Consider the following 20,604-nt stretch of genomic DNA (forward strand, 5'->3'; position numbering starts at 1 on the left):
CTTTCGGAATCCACCTGCATATGTATTCGATGGTATTTACTTTGCGGCCAAATCCATCACACTGACCTGATCTGCCTCATCACGGTTCAGTATTCCTGTCACTCTGCCTTCATGCATAACGACTATTCTGTCACTCATACCCAACACTTCTGGTAATTCGGAGGAAATCATAATGACTGCCACCCCCTTACGAACCAGCTGAGTCACCAGCGTATGAATTTCTGCCTTAGCACCAACATCAATGCCACGCGTTGGTTCATCCAGAATCAGAATTCTCGGATTAGTCAGCAACCACCGGGCAATCAACACTTTCTGTTGATTTCCTCCAGACAGGTTTTCTATACATTCCTGCATGGTCGGTGTTTTAATTCTCAGTTTCCTGCTCATTTCCTGGCTGGCTTCTTCGACAGCGTGCTCTGCTACAAAACCATGGTTAACATAGTTCTCATGCAATACGGGCAATTGAATATTTTCCTGGACATCCAGCGACAGAAAGCAGCCGGTCTGCTTGCGATCTTCCGTCAAAAATGCCATTCCAAGCTTGATGGCATCGTTGGGGGATTTAATGGATACCGGCTTGCCTTCAATGATAATCTCGCCGCGGTTGGCAGGAGTAACACCAAATAATGCTTCAGCAACATTGGAACGTCCGGACCCAACCAATCCGGCAAAGCCTAGAATCTCACCAGCGCGCACATCAAATGACACATCGGAAAAGACACCCTCCAGTGTCAGATTTTTAACCGACAACACAACATCACCCATTTCCACTTCTTCTTTTGGAAACATTTGAGTGACATCACGCCCCACCATCATACGAATAATGTCATCACGTGTGACATCACTGGCAGCATGTGTCGCCACATACTGACCATCACGAAACACTGAAAACTCATCCGCAATTTCAAACAACTCACTCATCTTGTGAGTGATGTATACAATGCCAATTCCGCGTTCACGCAGACCATGAATAATAGTAAAGAGGTGCTCCACCTCGTTTTCAGTCAGCGCGGATGTCGGCTCATCCATGATGAGGACATCGGAATTAAACGATACTGCTTTTGCAATTTCGACCATCTGCCGATTGGCAACAGTCAGATCTTTAATTTCGGCATCTGGGTGAATATTGATATTCAGCTCGGAGAGAAGCTCAATTGTCTTGCGCCGCATCTCTTGGTGATCAATTAATCCCATAGAATTTTTAGGTTCGCGACGAATCCAGATGTTTTCTGCAACCGTCATGTAGTCCATCAGTAACAATTCCTGGTGGATCATCGCAATGCCAGCTTCCTGTGCTGCCAGGGGTGTGGCTAGATATACCGGCTCTCCACGCAGACGAACTTCACCTTTGTCCGGATGATAAATTCCGGCAATGATTTTCATCAGAGTGGACTTACCCGCTCCATTTTCTCCCATCAGAGCATGTACAGTACCAGGCCTGACACGAAGCGAGACATTATCCAATGCAACGACACCGGGAAATTCCTTACGGGCGTTGATAACTTCAAGTACATATTTATAAGGGTGCGACTGAGTTTCTGTCACATCGGCAGGCAGGTTTTCTACTCGTGATGCGCTGACCATAACGCAACACCTCCACGTTAGCAAAACTCAAAATTGAACAATATCAATGCAAATTGCCGTGTCTTATAGAAAGACAGCAAGAAAAAGATAATGGGTTATTTTCAGTGTATTCCGGCACTCAATCATCTTCACAACTGAAGATGATTGAGTTTCCATATGAACTTAATTCATAAACTCGTTCATATTAGACGGTACAACCAGTTTGAATGGTACCCAGACCTTTTGATCGACATCTTCGCCCTCTGCCAGTTTAACAGCAGTATCAATGGCACCTTTGCCCTGACCCGCAGCATCCTGGAACACCGTGACATCAAGATCACCGGCTTTCATCGCAGCAAGCGCATCCGCAGTCGCATCAATGCCTGCAACAACTACTTTGTCCATTGGCCGTCCAGCCGCTTTCAGGGCCTGAATTGCACCGATGGCCATTTCGTCATTGTTGGAAATAACAGCATCAAATTTCAAACCGGCAGACAACCAGTTAGTCATCAGATCATTACCTTTGGTACGTGACCATTCGGCGGTTTGCTCTTCAATGATCTCAAGACCTGAACACTCGGGAGTCGCGATGACATCATGGATGTCTTTGGTACGTTGAATGGCAGCCTGGTTTGACAGTTCTCCCATCATGACCACAACCTTACCTTTACCTCCCAGAAGACGGCAGACCTCTTTGGTTTGAAGAGTCCCTGAATCCGTTTCATTGGAGGCCACAAAAGCCTGATTGTCTGGCAACATTTCAAGATTGATAGGCTGACGGTTCACATAAACCAGAGGAATACCTGCACTAGAGGCATCGTCACTCATTGACACCGTTGCATCAGTATCCACGGGGTTTACGATAATCGCGTCAACACCGGAAGCTATAAAGTTCTGTATTTGGTTAAGTTGTTGCCCTACTTCGTTTTTCGCGTCTTCCACTTGCAGAGATACGCCAGCCTCATCAGCATAGTTCTCCATCCCCTTACGCAGGACAGTCAGGAAGTTGTCATCGAATAACGCCATGGAAACGCCAATTTTTAACTCCTTGGCATAAGCGGGACCTGCCAGTAGTGAAGTTGCGATTGCAGTTGTGGCTAAAGCAGCTAAAGCTATTTTTTTCATTTATTTTTAACTCCTCTGGGTGAATGCCCGGTTGCATTCTATTATTTTTATTAATACCGGAAGGAGTCCAACATGGAGCTATCGAACCCCCTCGCTTCTCTATCTTCAACTAAGTGACTGAAGTCACTCTGAACGAGTGATCAGGATCAGTCCAGTTTATATAGCAAGCCTTTAAGTTAGACCATGGAAAATTGGTTGTAGAAATTATTTTCCATATTTCCAACTTACAGAATATATATTCCATATTGCGTTCGATTTACTATCTTGTCAACACTGAAAGCAACAACAAGGATTATCTCAAGCGAACGAATTCATTATAGTCCCTGAAATTCTCATTTTGGAATTTATTTTTTAAAAAAAAACAATATGAAACGTAAATTCCATAAACAGTGATTGTTAACATCACCTGGCGAAACCATCTGCCCAGACATGTTTCACCTTATTCTACGAATGATTAACAGTACGTTTCTGGCGGAAAGTCATAAATCAAACACAGCTTTAACTTCTCCTTAAGGTCCCACACTGCGTGTATCGGCAACATCGATAACACAAAGTTGCATCCGCAATTTATGTAACAAAACAAAAAGTTCTGATTATTACTTTATTGAAATATTTGTTCTATTCTATAAAAAAGAGCAGACCAGCGAGCCAGGCACAGTCTTAACTTCACCAACAACCGATTGACTGTCAAATACTTCTCGCTCAACGGCATCGAATAAACCGGCAACCTAATCATTGATACATCACTCAGGTATGGCTATGTCTCACATCATTAAATTCTCACTTAATCATATGGTGTATCCATCCTGCAGCGCTCAAGAACTCATTATGACAGCCGCACAGCTTGGGATTAACGCCATAGAATTGCGAAATGACATACAGACGAACAGCATCACCGATCTACAACAAGCCACAGAGATAGGAGCCCTGGCCAAGGAAAACGGCATTGAAATCTTAACCATCAACGCACTTTACCCATTCAATATATGGAATGAAGAGAGAGAAGCTCAGGCCGAAAAACTGGCCGGTCTGGCTCATGCATGTGAAGCCGGTGGACTGGTGTTATGTCCATTAAATGATGGCAGTTATAAAGCCAGCGAAGAAGAAAAAGCAGCCAACCTGGAAATCGCTCTGACGTCCCTGGATAAAATACTTGAGCGATACAATTTAACAGGATTTGTGGAAGCACTGGGATTTCCCGTCTCGTCAATAAGACTGAAACGCAAGGTGGTGGACGCCATTAAAGAAGTTGGGCTGGAAAACCGCTTTAGCCTGGTACACGATACTTTTCATCATCAAGGTGCCGGCGAGCAGGAAATGTTTGCCAACATGACGGGCCTGGTTCATATCTCCGGTGTAGAGGACCCAAACATTACGTTTGCATCCATGCAGGATAGCCATCGGGTATTCGTAGGCCCCAATGACCGTCTCGATAATATCCAGCAAATTCGCCAACTTCTGACTGATGGGTATAAAGGCTATTTTTCATTTGAACCGTTCTCCAGAAAGATCGGGAATTTACCTGACCCAATAGCCGCTGCGAAAGAAAGCATTGATTACATTTCGGCCCAGCTGCAGCCCATTAATCAGCACAATGATTGAAAAAGTATGTGAGTCTTGGCAGTCGACGATCAGCGGATTCAAGATGTACTCGCTATCTGCCGTTAAACAAAAATAAAAACCATTTTAGATGAATGATTTGATGGAGATGTCACTATGAAAAGCGTTTTAATACCTTGTATGCTCCCGCATCTTTCAAATTTTGATCCGTACGTGCGGTGATGTACTGGCTTTCCATGCCTGTTACAAACACGTTCGACGATGTCACCACTGAAGCCATTATTGAGAGTATCACTTCATGAAATGGATTTGCCGCAGTGGTTTCTATAGATGCTTTAAAACGGTATGTTGAAATCGAAATGCCTGGCTAGCCAATATTTTATCGTTGTATCGTATTCTGATACCCGAGGACGGATGTTCATACGAGGATGTTACGGACTTGTCATGTTGTCATTTTTGCCTGAATTCCGGCTTACAAAATTTTAAATACCGTATGAATGTTGCTCTATACTGAGAAAAGTCGCACCAAATAAAAATTAACAAATGCGCAGTCAAGAGATATTGAGATGAAATTGAATGTCCGGTTTAAAATAGCGCTTAGCGCTGGACTCTGTCTTATCATTGCATCACTGCTTCTAATTGCTTATGGTTTGTACAGTTCGACTTCCACCCAATCGATCATATCGGCCAGAATCACGTCCCTGGTAAGGGAAAATACTCTCCAGAACATTAATAATCTTGCTTCGGCACGCTCCAATTACATCCAGGCAAAACTACAGGAAGGACTGGATGCCGCCCGAACTATGGCACAAAGCTTTGAAGTTGCGCAAAAAGAAGGTGTTCGCAAGGCCATGGGGCAAGATCGCAATCGAATCAACAACCTGCTGAAAACCATCCTGGTCAATAACGATCATTTTTATTCTACATTTTCAGCCTGGGAACCTCAGGCACTGGACAATCAGGATCTATTTTTCCGTAAAAGCGGTGACACTGGCAGTGAGGCGGGTACTGGTCGTTTCCTGCCGAGCTGGAGCAGAGATAGTACCGGAGAAGCGGTTGTGACCACTCTCGATAATTATGACAGCCAGGATTCATTTGCAAATGGCATTTTAAAAGGCGGTTGGTACCTCACCCCCAAAAGCACTCTACAGGAAAGCGTATACGGACCGGTTCCTGTTATTACCGACAACGGCTCTAAAATATGGCAAATATCCTTATCTGTTCCTATAGTCGTCGACGATAAATTTCTGGGCATAGCCGGCATAACTTATAACCAGGCATTTATTCAACAGCTGGTTGAACAACTTGATGCTGATCTGTTTAAAGGTCAAGGGCGGGCAATCGTTATTAATTATGACGGAATCATTATCGCCGAAAGCGAAAATCCTGCTTTGACGGGCGAAGCCATCTCATCCGCCATGCCTGACAGTGCCGATGAAATTATCCAGGACACACAAAACAAAACCACCAAATCCTTCTACTCTGACAACAATCAGATACTCAATGCAATCGTACCGCTGACACTCGGCAAAACAACCACACCGTGGTCAGTCATGATCTCATTACCACAGACGGTTGTCCTGTCAGACGTACTGGCGCTGAAAAAAGAAATGGCCGATCGCAGTCTCGACAGCAGTCTTTGGCAGATAGTCGTCGGGGTTATAGTGTCTGTGGCTTTTGTTCTCCTGCTGTGGCTACTCGCCGGCAAGCTGGCCAAACCGGTCTCAAGCGCTGTGGAACTGGCTCAGGATATTCGTGTTGGCGAATTTTCGAAGCGACTCGACCATAAATCCAACGATGAAGTCGGTCAACTGACGGACGCACTAAACTCGATGGCCAGCAGTCTGCAAGAGCAGGTTCTGCTGGCAGAACGCATCTCACAGGGTGATTTGAATCAGACTGTGAACCTGACATCTGATCGCGATAAGCTCGGTCTGGCTCTGCAGCGGATGATTGAACACCTGAATACACTCGTTAGTCAGGTTCAGCAGGGCGCTCAGGCAATTTCAAAAAACGCCTCCCAAATGGCTGAACTCAGCCAAGGCATTTCAGAAGGCGCAACAAACTCTGCCACATCGGTCACTGAAATCAGCACCACTATTACCCAGATGACCCAGCAAACATCAGAAAGCGCAGAGAATGCACATCAGGCAGACTTACTCTCGAAAGAGTCTCAACGTCATGCGGAAGAAGGCAATCAGTTAATGGATGAGCTGAACCATGCCATGAAGGAAATTGGCGACTCAGGCAAAAACATTACGGAGATCATCAAAACTATTAACGATATCTCCAGCCAGACCAACCTGCTGGCCCTGAATGCTGCCATCGAAGCGGCCAGAGCCGGAGAGCAGGGTCGTGGTTTTGCGGTTGTTGCAGACGAAGTCCGTAGTTTGGCTGCGCGTAGCTCCAAAGCAGCGTCCGAATCTGCGGCAATGATAGAGAGCACTACGGAGAAAACCCGTGTCGGTACCGAAATCGCCGCTAAAACCGCGGAATCACTGAAAGAAATTGTAACCTCAGCTCAGAAAGTTTCAGATCTCGTTTCGTTAATTGCACACGCTTCGAGCGAACAGGCTTCTGCCTTAAAACATGCCAGCATTGGACTTGAGCAGATTGATCAGGTAACTCACCAGAACAGTCAGAGTGCCGAAGAATGCGCCAGTGCGGCGCAGATTCTGACCCAGCAGGCCAGACAGCTACAGGAGCTGATCAGCACCTTTAAAGTCAAAGACTGATTGGGAGCCGCCGAAAGCCAACAGGCCCAGGCCTGAATATTTGAAACAGTTTATTGCTAAACAATTGGAATATTTATTCCGAAAAAATCCAAAGCATTAGGCATGACAGTATTCATTTAGAAAAAAAATTTCATTCTCGGTACTCCTTGTGACCAGTTCGCTTTATCGGCAGCCGGCCTCCGTCTTATCAGAACCGCGAAAAAACATAATTAACCTGGCATCCCTGAAACCCAAACCAGCTCTGCCGACGTAATGTATTCATATTGTTTTTATGGAATTTATGTTCTATTATTTTGAAAAATGAAACAACAGGACCAAAAAAGCTTTTTACGCATTTGGGCCGCCGATACCGAACGATGGAAGACCGTTTCCACCAAACAAAAATACGGGTACACAACACATGAGCAAGAATAAAACTCTGGACTTGATATGCCTTGGGCGTGCTGCAGTTGATTTTTACGGCGAACAGATTGGCAGTCGTCTGGAGGATGAAAGCAGCTTCGCTAAATATCTCGGAGGCTCATCCTGTAATATCGCATTCGGAACCTCTCGTCTGGGTCTTAAATCGGCCATGCTGACCCGTGTGGGAGATGAACACATGGGACGTTTTGTTCGTGAAGAACTGGTCCGGGCCGGAGTGGATGTCAGCCATGTGGTCACCGATAAAGAACGTTTAACCGGTCTGGTGATTCTGGGAATCAAAGATAAAGAAACCTTCCCACTCATTTTTTACCGCAAAGACTGTGCGGACATGGCCATCGACAGCTCCGATTTCAGCCCGGAGTTTATCGCCTCCAGTAAAGCCCTGTTGATTACCGGCACTCACTTTTCCACCGAGCAGACTTATAAAACCAGTAAAACAGCCATCGAATATGCCAAAGCAGCCGGTACCAAAGTTGTTCTAGATATTGATTATCGTCCGGTACTGTGGGGCCTGACATCGCTCGGAGACGGTGAAACACGTTTTATTTCTGATGATGGCGTCAGTCAGCATCTGCAGTCCATTTTGCCCGACATTGATTTGATCGTTGGAACAGAAGAGGAAATTCATATTGCCGGTGGCAGTACTGACACGATTACCGCGCTGAAGAAAATCCGTGAATTAACCAGTGGAACCATCGTGCTGAAGCTGGGAGAACTCGGCTGTACCGTGCTGGATGGTAAGATTCCTGACAACGCCTCAGACTTCGAAGCCTTTCAGGGAGTCCGCATCGAAGTACTTAACGTGCTCGGTGCCGGCGATGCTTTCATGAGTGGTTTTTTACGCGGCTGGCTACGAGATGAACCTTATGAACGCTGTTGCGCTTACGCCAATGCCTGCGGTGCGCTGGTAGTATCCCGTCATGGATGCGCGCCGGCCATTCCCAGTGCAGAGGAGCTGGACAACTACCTCACCAGGGAACATAGCGTACCTCGTCCGGATCTCGACAAAACCCTCAATAAGCTGCATCGCGTAACAGCTCAACGTCGTAGCCGGCAGTGGGATGATCTCTGCATTTTGGCCTTTGATCACCGCAAGCAATTGTTCGATATGGCACGTGAGGAAAACGTCGATCCAGGCAAAGTCAAAGCCCTCAAAAGGCTGTTGGTCAAGGCGGCAGAAAAGGGAGCGAGCCAGATCGGTAGCAGTCAGGCAGGGGTATTGATTGATGACACTTACGGTCAGGATGCACTCAACGATGTCACCGGCAAAGGCTGGTGGATTGGACGCCCGGTTGAACTCCCCAGCTCACGTCCACTGGAATTTGAAGGCGGTAACAATATCAGCGCCAGATTAAGACAGTGGCCGATTGAACACATCGTCAAATGTCTGGTGTTTTACCATCCTGAAGACAGCTCTGAACTCAGGTTGGCTCAGGAGCGCCGCGTTAAAGAATTGTATCAGGCCTGTTGCGCTACAGGTCATGAGTTATTGCTGGAACTGATCCCTCCGCAACGTTCAGAAATCACAGACGATACATTTGTGACCGCCATGATGCGATTCTATAACCTGGAAGTCTTTCCTGACTGGTGGAAACTGCCACCACAGACTCCAGCTTCCTGGGAGAAAATTACCACTCTGATTGAGTCGAGAGACCCTCATTGTCATGGGGTGGTTATGCTCGGTCTGGACGCTCCGGCAGATGAACTGAAAAGAGGCTTCAATGACAGTGCCGGTTTTAACATCTGCAAAGGTTTTGCCGTTGGCCGCACCATTTTCAGTGAACCCAGCCGGCAATGGCTACGGGGTGAGTATAACGATCAGCAACTCATCGACGGTGTTGTGCAGAATTATCTGGAACTCGTTTCCTTCTGGAAAGAACGCAATAACAACAGCTAATCAAGTATTGCAGTACATCAGCAATGCCAGCCGGCAATGGCGTTAGGCTGTACCGGCCAGACTGGCGTTTCAGCTCTTTAGCAGAATCAAGATTCAAGAGGTCAGCAATCATGAAAACAATTAAACTCACGATGGCCCAGGCCATCATCAAATACATGACCGCTCAGAAAGTGGACATCGATGGCGAGATCAAACCCATGTTCGCCGGTGTATGGGCAATCTTTGGTCACGGCAATGTCGCCGGTCTGGGTGAAGCGCTGTATCGCGTGCGCGATGAGTTGCCCACTTATCGTGCTCATAATGAACAAGCTATGTCACATGCTGCCATTGCTTATGCCAAAACCATGAACCGCCGCCAGATGATGGCCTGTACCGCTTCTGCCGGACCAGGCTCAGTCAACATGGTCACCGCAGCTGCCGTTGCTCATGTCAATCGCATTCCAGTGTTGTTTTTGCCTGGAGACACATTTGCCACCAGGATGCCGGACCCGGTATTGCAGCAAATCGAAAACTTTCATGATATGACTCTGACATCGAACGATTGCTTCAAACCGGTCAGTCGTTTTTTTGATCGTATTACCCGCCCGGAACAATTACTCAGCGCTCTTCCACAAGCAATGAGAGTGTTAACCGATCCAGTGGAATGTGGTCCGGTCACCCTGGCAATTCCACAAGACGTACAAACCATGGCATTCGATTATCCGGAAAGCTTCTTTGCCGAAAAGATTCATCGTCAACGCCGCCCGGGAGCCGATGCCAATGAGTTGCTGGAAGCCATTACCCTGATCCGTCAGGCCAGGAAACCGCTGGTGGTGGCCGGTGGTGGCGTACATTACTCCGGTGCCGTGACTGAGCTGGACAGCTTTGTCTCCAGCTATCATTTACCGGTGGGAGAAACACAGGCGGGCAAAGGTGCCTTGCCATGGGACCACAAGGACAATATGGGCAGTATGGGCGTAACCGGCGCTGCTTCCACGAATACACTGGCCGCCGAAGCCGATCTGATCATTGCAGTCGGTACCCGTCTGGGAGATTTTACCTCAGGCTCCAGAGCACTGATTAACCCGGACGCCAAACTGTTGTGTCTCAATGTCGCGTCATTTGATGCTATTAAACACAAAGGACAGTCTCTGGTAGGGGATGCCAAAACTATCCTGCCACAGCTGCAAACTGGCCTGGAAGGCTGGCAACCCGATGGAGCATGGATTGAAAAAGCCGCACAACTCAAAGCCGAGTGGGATAAATCAGTGGATACCGCCACCACCGATCGCGGTACCAACCTGCCTACCGATGCGGAATGTGTGGGCGCAGTCAACCGGGCAGTCGGAGAAAAAGACATTGTCGTCTGTGCTGCCGGAGGCCTGCCTGGAGAGCTTCAGAAACTCTGGCGTACCCGCTATGACAAGGGTTATCACATGGAATACGGATACTCTTGTATGGGATACGAAATTCCTGGCGGTGTAGGCACTAAAATGGCACGGCCGGAATCGGAAATCTTCGTGATGGTCGGAGATGGCTCTTACCTGATGCTCAATTCAGAGCTGGCCACTTCCGTCATGCTGGGGCTGAAAATCATTGTCGTGGTACTGGATAACCGGGGCTTTGGTTGTATTCACCGGTTGCAGAACGCCTGCGGTGGCGCGCCTTTCAATAATCTTCTGGAAGATTGTCTGAGTACTGAAAACGGTGCCCCGAAAACAGATTTTGCCGCTCATGCCGCCGCGCTCGGTGCCCGCTCAGAACAGGTTCACAACATTACCGAACTGGAAGCCGCACTGGAACGGGCCAAAGCATCCGATATCAGCTATGTCATTGCCATCGATACTGATGCCGTGACGGTGGCCAGCGAAGGTGGAGCCTGGTGGGATGTTGCCATTCCCGAAGTATCACCACGCAAAGAAGTGCAGCAATCCCGGAAAGGGTACGAAGAGCAGAAAGTCAAACAGGCAAAGAATTTCTAAACTTCCTAAAACGAACGTTTGCCGGCAGCGACTGCCGGCAAACAGCGCCAACATTTCTTGGAGAATAAAAAATGAGCGTTAGACTGGGTATCAATCCACTGACCTGGACCAATGATGATCTGCCCGAACTCGGCGCAGATACACCTCTGGAAACCTGCCTGAGCGAAGGTAAACAGGCTGGATTTTCCGGCTTTGAGCTGGGACAGAAGTTTCCCCGTAGCTCCGAAGTTCTTGGCCCTATTCTGGACAGCCACAACCTGAGTCTGGTGTCGGGATGGTACAGCTCTGAACTACTGACCCGCAGCGTTGAAGCAGAAATCGAAGCCATCCAGGGGCATCTCAAGTTATTAAAGGACCTGGGCGCAACCACCATGGTTTACTGTGAAGTAACCCACTGTATACACGGACAACGAGAAACCCCTTTGTCCCATAAACCCAACATGACCGACGATCAATGGAAAGAGTTCACCAGCCGCCTGAATCAGGTGGCCGACTACTGCCAGGATCAGGGTATCAAAATTGCCTACCATCACCATATGGGGACTGTCGTTCAAACTGAGACAGAAGTGGACAGACTGATGGACATGACCCGGGATTCCGTTGGACTGCTGCTCGATACCGGTCACCTGACCTATGCTGGTGGTGATCCGATCGCCCTTCAAAAACGGTATGCCAGTCGAATTAATCATGTGCACTGCAAAGACATGAGAAAGGCAGTACTGACCGATTCACTCAATCGCGACAGAAGCTTTCTCGATTCGGTACTCGATGGTGTGTTTACCGTGCCAGGAGACGGTTTTATCGACTATCCAACTCTGTTCAAGGGACTCAAAGAAGCCAACTACGAAGGCTGGCTGGTGGTCGAAGCAGAACAGGATCCTGCCGTTGCCCACCCACTCACTTATGCAACCATGGGGCATGACAATCTGGTCAAGCTGTGCGCTGACGCGGGACTGAGCATTCAAAAGTAACACGACCAGGCGGAAACGGTCGGCGAAGACAAAACGAGGATGTAGAACATGAAAGTACTCGGAAATTTTATCAACAATCAGGCAGTGGCCAGCACCAGTGAACGCTTTGGCCCTGTCTTTAATCCGGCAACCGGAGAACAGTCATCTCAGGTGGCACTGTCCTCTGCCGAAGAAACCCGTCAGGCCATCACTGCGGCGGAAAAGGCATTCGCCACCTGGAGCAAAGTGACACCGTTAAATCGGGCCCGCATCCTGTTTAAATTCAAGGCACTCGTTGAAGAACATGTCGACGAACTGGCCACCATGATTACATCCGAGCACGGCAAAGTCTTTTCCGATGCCAAAGGCGAACTGACCCGGGGTCTGGAAGTCGTGGAATTCGCTTGTGGCATTCCTCACTTACTTAAAGGAGAGCACAGCCTCAATGTCGGCCGTGGCGTGGACAGTTTCTCACTGATGCAGCCGGTAGGTGTTTGTGCCGGTATTTCACCGTTTAATTTCCCTGCCATGGTACCAATGTGGATGTTTCCGATTGCCATCGCCTGTGGTAATACATTCGTGATGAAGCCCTCCGAAAAAGATCCGGGTACGACGTACCGGCTGGCGGAACTGCTGGCGGAAGCCGGACTGCCCGACGGTGTATTCAATATCGTCAATGGTGACAAAGAAGCTGTTGATGTGTTGTTAACCGACGACCGGATCACTTCTGTCAGCTTTGTCGGTTCGACCCCCATTGCCGAATATATTTACCGGACAGCCAGCGAACACGGCAAACGGGTACAAGCACTGGGTGGTGCCAAAAATCACATGGTCATCATGCCGGATGCAGATCCAACACAGGTCGTCCACTCGTTGATGGGTGCGGCCTATGGATCTGCCGGCGAACGCTGCATGGCCATTTCGGTGGCTGTCTGCGTTGGTGATGAGGTGGCTGATCACCTGGTATCATCTCTGACTAAAGAAATCGAAACCATGCGTGTTGGCCCGGGTATCGGTTTGCCGGAAGAGAGCCATATGGGACCGTTGATCAGCAAAGAACACGCTGGCAAAGTTAAAGCTTATATCGATAGCGGCGTGGAAGAAGGTGCCACGTTGATTGTTGATGGCCGTAACTTTACTTATCCGGGTCATGAAAACGGCTATTTTGTGGGTCCGACCCTGTTTGATCATGTCAAACCGGGAATGCGGATTTATAACGAGGAAATTTTCGGACCGGTACTGTCAGTTGTCAGAGTGAAGAGTTACGATGAAGCGGTAAAACTCATTAATGCTCATGAGTACGGCAATGGCACCGCTATTTTCACCCGCGATGGTGATAGTGCACGACAATTCTGCGAAGATATTCAGGTCGGCATGGTTGGTGTAAACATCCCTATTCCAGTGCCAATGGCGTTCCATAGTTTTGGTGGCTGGAAGCGTTCATTGTTTGGTCCGTTGCACATGCATGGACCGGATGGCGTGCGGTTTTATACTAAAATGAAAACCGTCACTGCCCGCTGGCCGACTGGCCAGAGAGCTGGTGCCGAGTTTTCCATGCCAACCATGAAGTAAGCCAATTGTTGACTGGTAAGCCTGATTTACCGGTCTTTTCAACTGTATCGGACAAACGCAATGAAGATAAAAATAATAATTGCGGTGTTCTGCAGTGTCCTCTGTGGATACAGCTCGGCACTCAATATCGGCGTAACCATGACCTCCCTGGACAATCCTTTTCTGACCATTTTGTTAAATGGCATGAAGACACAGGCGCAAACGACACCTGATGTGCACCTACAAATTGAAGATGCAAACCTGGACGTGGGTCGCCAACTTAATCAAGTACAGAGTTTCATTGCCAGTGGTGTTGACGCCATTATCGTTAATGCCGTCGACGGTGATTCCACCATGGCCATTACTCAACTTACCAAAGAAGCCAATATTCCTCTGGTTTATGTCAACCATCCACCCATTGATGTTGATCGACTGCCCGATACAGCCAGCTTCATCGGCTCCAATGAACTCGATTCCGGCACACTGCAAACAGAAGCCGTCTGCCAGCGACTAAATGGCCGTGGCAATGTGGTGGTCATCATGGGACCGCTCGAAAACCATTCAGCCCACACCCGAACCCAGGATATCAGAGATGTCCTGGCGACTCCGGAGTGTTCCGGTATCAGCATCGTCGATAACCGTGTGGCCAACTGGTCACGGACTGAAGCCTATGACCTCATGAGCAACTGGCTGACCACAGGCATCAAGTTTAATGCGGTCATTGCCAATAATGACGAAATGGCCATCGGCGCCATACAGGCTCTCAAAGCTGCTCATGCAGATATGGACAGTCTGGTCATTGCCGGCATTGACGCCACACCTGACGGCCTTAGAGCCATGGAATCCGGTGACCTTGACATTACGGTCTACCAAAACGCCTCAGAACAAGGAGCTGTTAGCATTCGGGTCGCTCAAAAACTCGTTGCAGGTCAGGCCGTGCCCAGGAATATCTGGATTCCTTTTGAACTGGTCACTCCGGCGAACATGGAACAGTATCTACAGCACTGAGGTTTTGAAAAGGCTTGTACTCATAGACCTGACTGCTAAGCTTCATCACCGGCTTGAACACGAGAGTAAGTTATATGAAAGAAAGGGATATGGTCTTTTTTCAACCATTGTGGCGGCGCATCGCCGTAACTGTATTTTGCTTCGTATGGGCACTGTATGAATGGGCAACAGGCTCTTCTTTCTGGGGCATCATTGCCCTTGGCATGACCGGGTATTGTCTTTGGGCTTTGTTCTATAACTTCGAGCCCATCTCTCCAGACGAACACAGTGACGGGGAATAGCCCCGTCACCGATTAGTTATCAAACTGACTGCCAGGTTTCCGTGGCTGCAGAGGCAAACAATGCGTCTATCACCTTCATCTGCCGGATAGCGTCTTCAACAGCATATTCCTGAGTGATCTCTCCGCGAACAGCTTTGGAAAAATTGGTGACTTCATTTTCATACTGAGCCACCTGATCCACTTCCACAGGTCGCATCAACATTTCTGTCAGATCCCCCGTTTCACTCACCCATATTTCAGCAGGGTGCTGCTCTCCAGGAACATACGGTGCAGGCAAGTCTATCAATGCTTTCTCACAGATAACCTGCAGCCTCTGACTCGCCGCCATCTCCATGCTCACCGTAAATGTGGCACGACGACCATTACCAAAATCCAGAATCGCATTGGCGGTCATATCGACCTGACTGGCAGGATCGCGAATTACTGAACAGAACACCCTTTCCGGCTCCTGTTCAAATACATAACGAGCACTCACCGTGGTATAACACCCGAGATCGTAAATAGCACCACCACCAAATTCTGGTTTAAACCGAAAATCATCGGGCTTATCCAGGCTAATGGAAAACATCGCCTGCATATTTCTGACTTGACCATATTGCCCACTATGAATCAGCTGCCGTAATTTATGCCACTGTGGGTGATGACGAACCATAAACGCCTCGGCAACAATAATTCCATCAGGGGTCTCACGTAATTGTTCAGCTTCCTTGGCATTCATAGTAATCGGTTTTTCACACAAAACATGCTTTCCCTTTTGTGCGGCCTTTAATGCGTATTCCAGATGTAAATGATTGGGCAGAGGGATATAAACAGCTTCAATATCGGGATCATCCAGTATTTCATCGTAACTGTCATAGGCCACCGGAATGCTAAACTCTGCGGCAAAGTCCTTTGATTTATCTATATTGCGTGACGCAACTGCCTGGATCTCACACCAGGGACTCGCCTGGAGTGCCGGCACAATAGCATTGCGGGCAATATTTGCAGTGCCGATAATGCCCCATTTTACCTTCTTGATATTGGAATCATTTGATGGTTGATTCATACCTACCCCCTGTTGATCAATAAGCAGCCCCTGATCAGGACCCGTGCTGATAGACATATGCGATCAGAAGTCAGCGATACACGATTATGACCTTAACATTTTTTTGATACAAAAAAATATTGGCTCCTATGAAACGGCCAAACTTATGCATCCCCTCCACAGCCTGGGTTTCTTTAGACAGCAAAAACAGATACATCAGTAAATAGATAATCGATGAAACCATCACCACAATCACAGTAGTTGGCAGAGCTGATACCTCCAGCTGCTTAACAGCACTGTGTAACTACCCCGGGGAAAGACAAGCCATTGCTTGCGAAACCCCGGCTATCCAACACTTGCAGATGTGACCGGTGGTTTCAGCGATATGTCGTCATAAGTTGGCATCAGAGCAGCTGCGTCATGACTTATTATGATTTCAGCATCCACTCGTGATCCGGATCATTATGGAATTTCCAGACCCGTTTTGGACCCGCCATGACATTCAGATAATACAGATCATAACCATGAGGCGCGCCCACCGGATGATAACCTTCCGGCACCATAACCACATTTCGGTCTTCAACACTCATCGTCTCGTCCAGAGAACGATCATCATTGTAGACACGTTGGAATGAAAAACCTTGAGACGGATTCAGCCGGTGGTAATAGGTTTCTTCCAGAAATGATTCCTGCGGCAGATTATCTACAGAATGTTTGTGAGGGGGATAACTGGACCAGTTCCCTGCCGGCGTATAAACCTCCACCACCAACAGGCTATCTGCAGATTCATCCCAGTCCGGCAGAATATCCTGAATAAAACGAGTATTGGAACCCTGTCCTCTAGTTGAACATTTTTTGTCAGGATCAGGTTCTATCAACCTGGCTTTATGATTTCCGAAACCGGGTGCCTTACAAACTGCCAGCTCCAGCTCAGTCGTTGCTTCAACAACGTACTGACTGTCATTGGGAATGTAGACAGCATAAGGAGGTATTTTTTCAAACACATCCATCCGTGCACCAATATTTTCCCAGACCTGATCTCCAGTACTGACTGTTGCACACCCACTCACCAGCACCAAACAAACTTCCTGATCCAGTGTCTGCTGTTCCAATTTCTGACCAGGCGACAATTTATAGACTTCAAAACCAATATATTTCCAGCCTGCGGACTCAGGCGTAATCTGGAGGATACGACCATTTTGGTCCGGATCTCCGGGGCGAACTAGCAATTTTGACATGGCTTGCTCCTGATATGCTGTACTGTTGGAAGAGAACGTTAAAACTCGTGAATAAAAGAATTATAAAATGAAATGTTTATATTTATGCAATCATACATGAAATATTTATTCCATTGAACAAACGTTTTCCGATGATATCAATAGCCAACATCAATGAACAAAATTCGGTTCGTTGCACCCAATCGTGCTAACTAAAAGCAACATCAGACCGTTTAAGCCAGAGCAGACCCTGTTAGAATAGCCGCCTCTTTATATCAGCGGTTATATAGATGGAACGGGATCAACTCTTTTCGCAAGAATTCTCATCAATCGAAGACTTCCAATTCAACGAACGCGTCGCCCGGGTTTTTCCGGATATGATCAAGCGCTCGATCCCGGGTTACAGTACTCTGGTCAGTAATATCGGCGCTATCTCCGATTACTACGCGCAAAGTGACAGTAATATTTACGATCTGGGTTGTTCTCTTGGAGCTGTTTCGCTGTCGATACAACATCGTTTGAGTCAGACTGGCTGTCAGATTATCGCCGTCGACAGCTCTGCTGACATGCTCCAGCGTGCCAGGGACTTTATTGAAACCGAAGATTACCCGACGCCGATTCAGTTAACACATGAGAACCTCGAAGACACTCGAATAGAAAATGCCAGCGTAGTTGTCATGAACTTCACTCTTCAGTTTATTAGTCCAGATCGACGACTGGCCATACTTAAAAATATTTACCATGGTTTAAAGCCTGGTGGTGTTTTGATTCTTTCAGAGAAAATCGCTCTCGAAGCAGATACCGAATGGTTAAATGAGCTGCACCTGAACTTCAAGAAAGTCCAGGGTTATAGCGAGCTGGAGATCAGCCAGAAACGCAAGGCACTTGAGAATGTCATGATTACCGATAGCCTTGTCACACATCAAGAACGGCTCAGACAAGCAGGTTTCCGCCGCTCTGAAAAATGGTTTCAATGTTTTAACTTTATTTCGATTATTGCCCAAAAATGAATTACTTCGAACAACACCTGAGCTGTCTTGAGAATCATGGATTTGCCAAGTGGCGTCCTGCATTTGAGGAACTGCTGCAACACCTCTGGTTTCAGTCAAAAGACGGCAATTTACCCCGCTTCCTGAATACTCTTCAACAGATACCGGTTGTTCCCGATATTACTTGTCAGTTAAATCAAGACTGGGTCACCGTCTTCTCTAACAAAATATCATCCTCCCAATCAGAAGATATTGGACAGCTGTTCAAAAAATTGATGCCCTGGAGAAAAGGCCCTTTCCAAATTTTTGATCACCGCATCGATGCAGAGTGGCGTTGTGATCTTAAGTGGAACAGAGTTGTGCCGTTTATTTCTGACCTACAAAACAGAAAAGTGTTGGATGTTGGCAGTGGTAACGGCTACTACGGCTTTCGAATGCTTGCAGCAGGAGCTGCCACCGTGACAGGCATCGATCCCAGCTATCTGAGCGTTTGTCAGTTTCTGGCACTGAATCAATTTGTTCAAACTCAGAAGCTGAATGTATTGCCCATGACTCTTGAACAGCTTCCGGCCAATATGGAGTTCTGGGATACGGTGTTTTCCATGGGAGTGTTATACCACCGCAGATCTCCTTTTGATCACTTGACCGATCTGAAAGCTGCATTAAAACCTGGTGGAGAATTGGTTTTGGAAACATTGGTGGTAGAAGGAGACGAAAAAACAGTCTTAGTGCCTGAAGGCAGATACGCAATGATGAACAATATCTACTTTTTGCCATCATCAAAAGTGCTGGAATCCTGGCTCAGGAAAACAGGATTTGTTGAGGTTCGTACTGTTGAGGAGTCATACACGAGCACACAAGAGCAGAAACATTCTGACTGGAAACCTGGCACTTCTCTGCCAGACTATCTTCACCCTGATATGGAGCACACGACCATCGAAGGGTTACCAGCTCCGCGAAGAGCAATCCTGATTGCCCGCAAACCGCTGGAAAATATCAGATTACCTCGCTACCACGTCAAACCAGCGTCAAAACCATCTGAATAGCGTCTTCGCAATGATTGGCATATCGATAATAGTTTTTTCGTATGCCAATCTCATTAAAACCCATTGATTGATACAAACATATCGCTGGCGTATTACTGACTCTCACCTCCAGAAACACCTCGGTTCCCGCAGATAACCCAATATCTGTCAGCAGGAAATTCAGCAATCGACGCCCATAACCACGCCCCTGGTACTCACTGGCAATCGCGACATGCAAAATATCCAATTGGTCCTGAATCAGACTATAGGCTAGAAAGCCCGTAATCTGATCATCAACTGTCAGACACAGAGTCTTTCTGGTTCCGTCTATTGAACTTGTTATATTCTGCCCTCCCCAAGGAAAATCGTGATCTTCATCGAGGGAAACCAAAGCCTGAAGATCCTCCGGCCGGGCAAATCTAATTTTCATCTTTCACCAGCGGAATCAAATACTGATAAAATTCCCGTTTCATTTTAGGGGAACTCAGTAACTGACTTAAACTGAATGTTACCAGACAACGGCCCATTGTAGAGCTCAGTGAATCGCCTGGTTTATGGTTGTTACCGATACAATACTGTTCAGCGACCTTACCACAGACAATCAACATTACGTCGTCATGTTCTACGAACGTTTTTAATTTGCTTTGTACATATTCGCGCGCAGTTGGAGCATCTTTTGGTGCATCTGGATGATCAAATAGGGGCCATGAAAGCTCATAAAACTGCGGCCTGTTTGAACTGAATATCTTCATAATATTGTTGGCAAGCCTGTGCTTGAGCTCCCTTACAACAGGGTCAATTCTGCCATCTACCCCATCAATCAACACATAGTCACCCGTAATCATAATCACCAGATTAAATGTTACCGGTTCACCATATACCGCTACTTGAGCAACAGAAGAATCATCCTCCTCAGGGGCAGAATCAGAGAGTACTTGTTCTGTAGTTTTAGCCTGGGGTTCAACCGAAAATGGCTGAATAGCGGGTCTTTCAGATGTATGGGGAGATAACGATGCTAGCTCTTCGGTGAGGGGCACCGGCGGCTCTTTTGTATCATCGTAGTCTTCAGAAGCAGAGATTTGCCTGACAGGTGCGTGCAGTAGAAACCGGGAGCTCCAGGGTCGTACTTTAAAAACAGACGTTAAATACTCATGATGGTTCACATGCATTCTCTACCAAATCAGATTCACAAGATTCCCCAGCGGGGAGTGTAGCATACGGTTTAGCGGTTATGTGTGCTGAGGAGCGCTGAGTGACAGACATAAAAAAACCCCGATCTGATCCCAGACCGGGGT

General features: G+C 47.5%; 16 protein-coding genes. 10 read left to right on the top strand and 6 right to left on the bottom strand.

The window, feature by feature from the left end:
* Nucleotides 1–36: 36 nt before the first annotated feature.
* Both ACQY6I_RS19180 and ACQY6I_RS19185 read right to left on the bottom strand, forming a co-directional pair.
* Nucleotides 37–1,584: a sugar ABC transporter ATP-binding protein gene (locus ACQY6I_RS19180; RefSeq protein WP_428243119.1), complete on the bottom strand. Its 1,548-nt coding sequence runs from the start codon at nucleotides 1,582–1,584 to the stop codon at nucleotides 37–39.
* 162 nt (nucleotides 1,585–1,746) lie between these two features.
* Nucleotides 1,747–2,688 carry a sugar ABC transporter substrate-binding protein gene (locus ACQY6I_RS19185; RefSeq protein ID WP_428243120.1) on the bottom strand — a complete coding sequence of 314 codons (942 nt, stop codon included), beginning with the start codon at nucleotides 2,686–2,688 and terminating at the stop codon, nucleotides 1,747–1,749.
* Between the two features lie 759 nt (nucleotides 2,689–3,447).
* Here ACQY6I_RS19185 and ACQY6I_RS19190 point away from each other — a divergent pair.
* The 8 genes from ACQY6I_RS19190 to ACQY6I_RS19225 all read left to right on the top strand — a co-directional run bounded on the left by ACQY6I_RS19190 (nucleotide 3,448) and on the right by ACQY6I_RS19225 (nucleotide 15,054).
* Nucleotides 3,448–4,290: a TIM barrel protein gene (locus ACQY6I_RS19190; protein ID WP_428243121.1), complete on the top strand. Its 843-nt coding sequence runs from the start codon at nucleotides 3,448–3,450 to the stop codon at nucleotides 4,288–4,290.
* A gap of 524 nt (nucleotides 4,291–4,814) precedes the next feature.
* The gene (locus tag ACQY6I_RS19195; protein WP_428243122.1) at nucleotides 4,815–6,983 is read left to right on the top strand and encodes a methyl-accepting chemotaxis protein; all 2,169 of its coding nucleotides are present in this window, start codon (nucleotides 4,815–4,817) and stop codon (nucleotides 6,981–6,983) included.
* A 400-nt stretch (nucleotides 6,984–7,383) separates the two neighbouring features.
* Nucleotides 7,384–9,303 (top strand): bifunctional 5-dehydro-2-deoxygluconokinase/5-dehydro-2-deoxyphosphogluconate aldolase, encoded by a 1,920-nt coding sequence (locus tag ACQY6I_RS19200; RefSeq protein ID WP_428243123.1) that lies wholly within the window; start codon nucleotides 7,384–7,386, stop codon nucleotides 9,301–9,303.
* Between the two features lie 110 nt (nucleotides 9,304–9,413).
* Nucleotides 9,414–11,264, top strand: coding sequence for a 3D-(3,5/4)-trihydroxycyclohexane-1,2-dione acylhydrolase (decyclizing) (iolD, locus tag ACQY6I_RS19205; protein WP_428243124.1), 1,851 nt, complete (start codon nucleotides 9,414–9,416; stop codon nucleotides 11,262–11,264).
* A 71-nt stretch (nucleotides 11,265–11,335) separates the two neighbouring features.
* Complete coding sequence (iolE, locus tag ACQY6I_RS19210; RefSeq protein WP_428243125.1) at nucleotides 11,336–12,235, top strand: myo-inosose-2 dehydratase; 900 nt, start codon at nucleotides 11,336–11,338, stop codon at nucleotides 12,233–12,235.
* A 48-nt stretch (nucleotides 12,236–12,283) separates the two neighbouring features.
* On the top strand, nucleotides 12,284–13,786 hold the full coding sequence (locus ACQY6I_RS19215; protein WP_428243126.1) for a CoA-acylating methylmalonate-semialdehyde dehydrogenase: 1,503 nt from the start codon (nucleotides 12,284–12,286) through the stop codon (nucleotides 13,784–13,786).
* Nucleotides 13,787–13,846: 60 nt separating this feature from the next.
* Nucleotides 13,847–14,773, top strand: coding sequence for a sugar ABC transporter substrate-binding protein (locus tag ACQY6I_RS19220; RefSeq protein WP_428243127.1), 927 nt, complete (start codon nucleotides 13,847–13,849; stop codon nucleotides 14,771–14,773).
* 89 nt (nucleotides 14,774–14,862) lie between these two features.
* A complete protein-coding gene (locus ACQY6I_RS19225) occupies nucleotides 14,863–15,054 on the top strand; it encodes a hypothetical protein (protein ID WP_428243128.1) in 192 nt (63 codons plus the stop codon).
* 19 nt (nucleotides 15,055–15,073) lie between these two features.
* On the opposite strand, the gene ACQY6I_RS19230 is transcribed toward ACQY6I_RS19225, so the two are convergent.
* Both ACQY6I_RS19230 and iolB read right to left on the bottom strand, forming a co-directional pair.
* On the bottom strand, nucleotides 15,074–16,156 hold the full coding sequence (locus ACQY6I_RS19230; RefSeq protein WP_428243129.1) for a Gfo/Idh/MocA family protein: 1,083 nt from the start codon (nucleotides 16,154–16,156) through the stop codon (nucleotides 15,074–15,076).
* Nucleotides 16,157–16,506: 350 nt separating this feature from the next.
* On the bottom strand, nucleotides 16,507–17,316 hold the full coding sequence (gene iolB / locus ACQY6I_RS19235) for a 5-deoxy-glucuronate isomerase (RefSeq protein WP_428243130.1): 810 nt from the start codon (nucleotides 17,314–17,316) through the stop codon (nucleotides 16,507–16,509).
* A gap of 269 nt (nucleotides 17,317–17,585) precedes the next feature.
* Between iolB and cmoA the strand changes: the two genes are divergently transcribed.
* Together cmoA and cmoB are read left to right on the top strand one after the other, a co-directional pair.
* Nucleotides 17,586–18,305, top strand: a complete 720-nt coding sequence (cmoA, locus tag ACQY6I_RS19240; RefSeq protein WP_428243131.1) for a carboxy-S-adenosyl-L-methionine synthase CmoA — start codon at nucleotides 17,586–17,588, stop codon at nucleotides 18,303–18,305.
* The gene (cmoB, locus tag ACQY6I_RS19245) at nucleotides 18,302–19,330 is read left to right on the top strand and encodes a tRNA 5-methoxyuridine(34)/uridine 5-oxyacetic acid(34) synthase CmoB (protein ID WP_428243132.1); all 1,029 of its coding nucleotides are present in this window, start codon (nucleotides 18,302–18,304) and stop codon (nucleotides 19,328–19,330) included. The genes cmoA and cmoB overlap by 4 nt, the downstream gene beginning before the upstream one ends.
* On the opposite strand, the gene rimI is transcribed toward cmoB, so the two are convergent.
* Nucleotides 19,302–19,739: a ribosomal protein S18-alanine N-acetyltransferase gene (rimI, locus tag ACQY6I_RS19250; protein WP_428243133.1), complete on the bottom strand. Its 438-nt coding sequence runs from the start codon at nucleotides 19,737–19,739 to the stop codon at nucleotides 19,302–19,304. The two genes, cmoB and rimI, sit on opposite strands and share 29 nt — an antisense overlap.
* Nucleotides 19,729–20,346 carry a hypothetical protein gene (locus tag ACQY6I_RS19255; protein WP_428243134.1) on the bottom strand — a complete coding sequence of 206 codons (618 nt, stop codon included), beginning with the start codon at nucleotides 20,344–20,346 and terminating at the stop codon, nucleotides 19,729–19,731. Before ACQY6I_RS19255 ends, rimI begins: the two co-directional genes overlap by 11 nt.
* Nucleotides 20,347–20,604: the final 258 nt, after the last annotated feature.

The sequence above is a fragment of the Gynuella sp. genome, from assembly GCF_050297175.1.
Classification (GTDB): domain Bacteria; phylum Pseudomonadota; class Gammaproteobacteria; order Pseudomonadales; family Natronospirillaceae; genus Gynuella.

Coding starts and splice junctions, on each gene's coding strand:
- iolE (WP_428243125.1), top strand. CDS start 11,336: ATGAGCGTTAGACTGGGTATCAATCCACTGACCTGGACCAATGATGAT.
- cmoB (WP_428243132.1), top strand. CDS start 18,302: ATGAATTACTTCGAACAACACCTGAGCTGTCTTGAGAATCATGGATTT.
- cmoA (WP_428243131.1), top strand. CDS start 17,586: ATGGAACGGGATCAACTCTTTTCGCAAGAATTCTCATCAATCGAAGAC.
- ACQY6I_RS19190 (WP_428243121.1), top strand. CDS start 3,448: ATGTCTCACATCATTAAATTCTCACTTAATCATATGGTGTATCCATCC.
- ACQY6I_RS19180 (WP_428243119.1), bottom strand. CDS start 1,584: ATGGTCAGCGCATCACGAGTAGAAAACCTGCCTGCCGATGTGACAGAA.
- iolB (WP_428243130.1), bottom strand. CDS start 17,316: ATGTCAAAATTGCTAGTTCGCCCCGGAGATCCGGACCAAAATGGTCGT.
- ACQY6I_RS19195 (WP_428243122.1), top strand. CDS start 4,815: ATGAAATTGAATGTCCGGTTTAAAATAGCGCTTAGCGCTGGACTCTGT.
- ACQY6I_RS19230 (WP_428243129.1), bottom strand. CDS start 16,156: ATGTCTATCAGCACGGGTCCTGATCAGGGGCTGCTTATTGATCAACAG.
- ACQY6I_RS19225 (WP_428243128.1), top strand. CDS start 14,863: ATGGTCTTTTTTCAACCATTGTGGCGGCGCATCGCCGTAACTGTATTT.
- ACQY6I_RS19220 (WP_428243127.1), top strand. CDS start 13,847: ATGAAGATAAAAATAATAATTGCGGTGTTCTGCAGTGTCCTCTGTGGA.
- ACQY6I_RS19215 (WP_428243126.1), top strand. CDS start 12,284: ATGAAAGTACTCGGAAATTTTATCAACAATCAGGCAGTGGCCAGCACC.
- ACQY6I_RS19185 (WP_428243120.1), bottom strand. CDS start 2,688: ATGAAAAAAATAGCTTTAGCTGCTTTAGCCACAACTGCAATCGCAACT.
- ACQY6I_RS19200 (WP_428243123.1), top strand. CDS start 7,384: ATGAGCAAGAATAAAACTCTGGACTTGATATGCCTTGGGCGTGCTGCA.
- iolD (WP_428243124.1), top strand. CDS start 9,414: ATGAAAACAATTAAACTCACGATGGCCCAGGCCATCATCAAATACATG.
- rimI (WP_428243133.1), bottom strand. CDS start 19,739: ATGAAAATTAGATTTGCCCGGCCGGAGGATCTTCAGGCTTTGGTTTCC.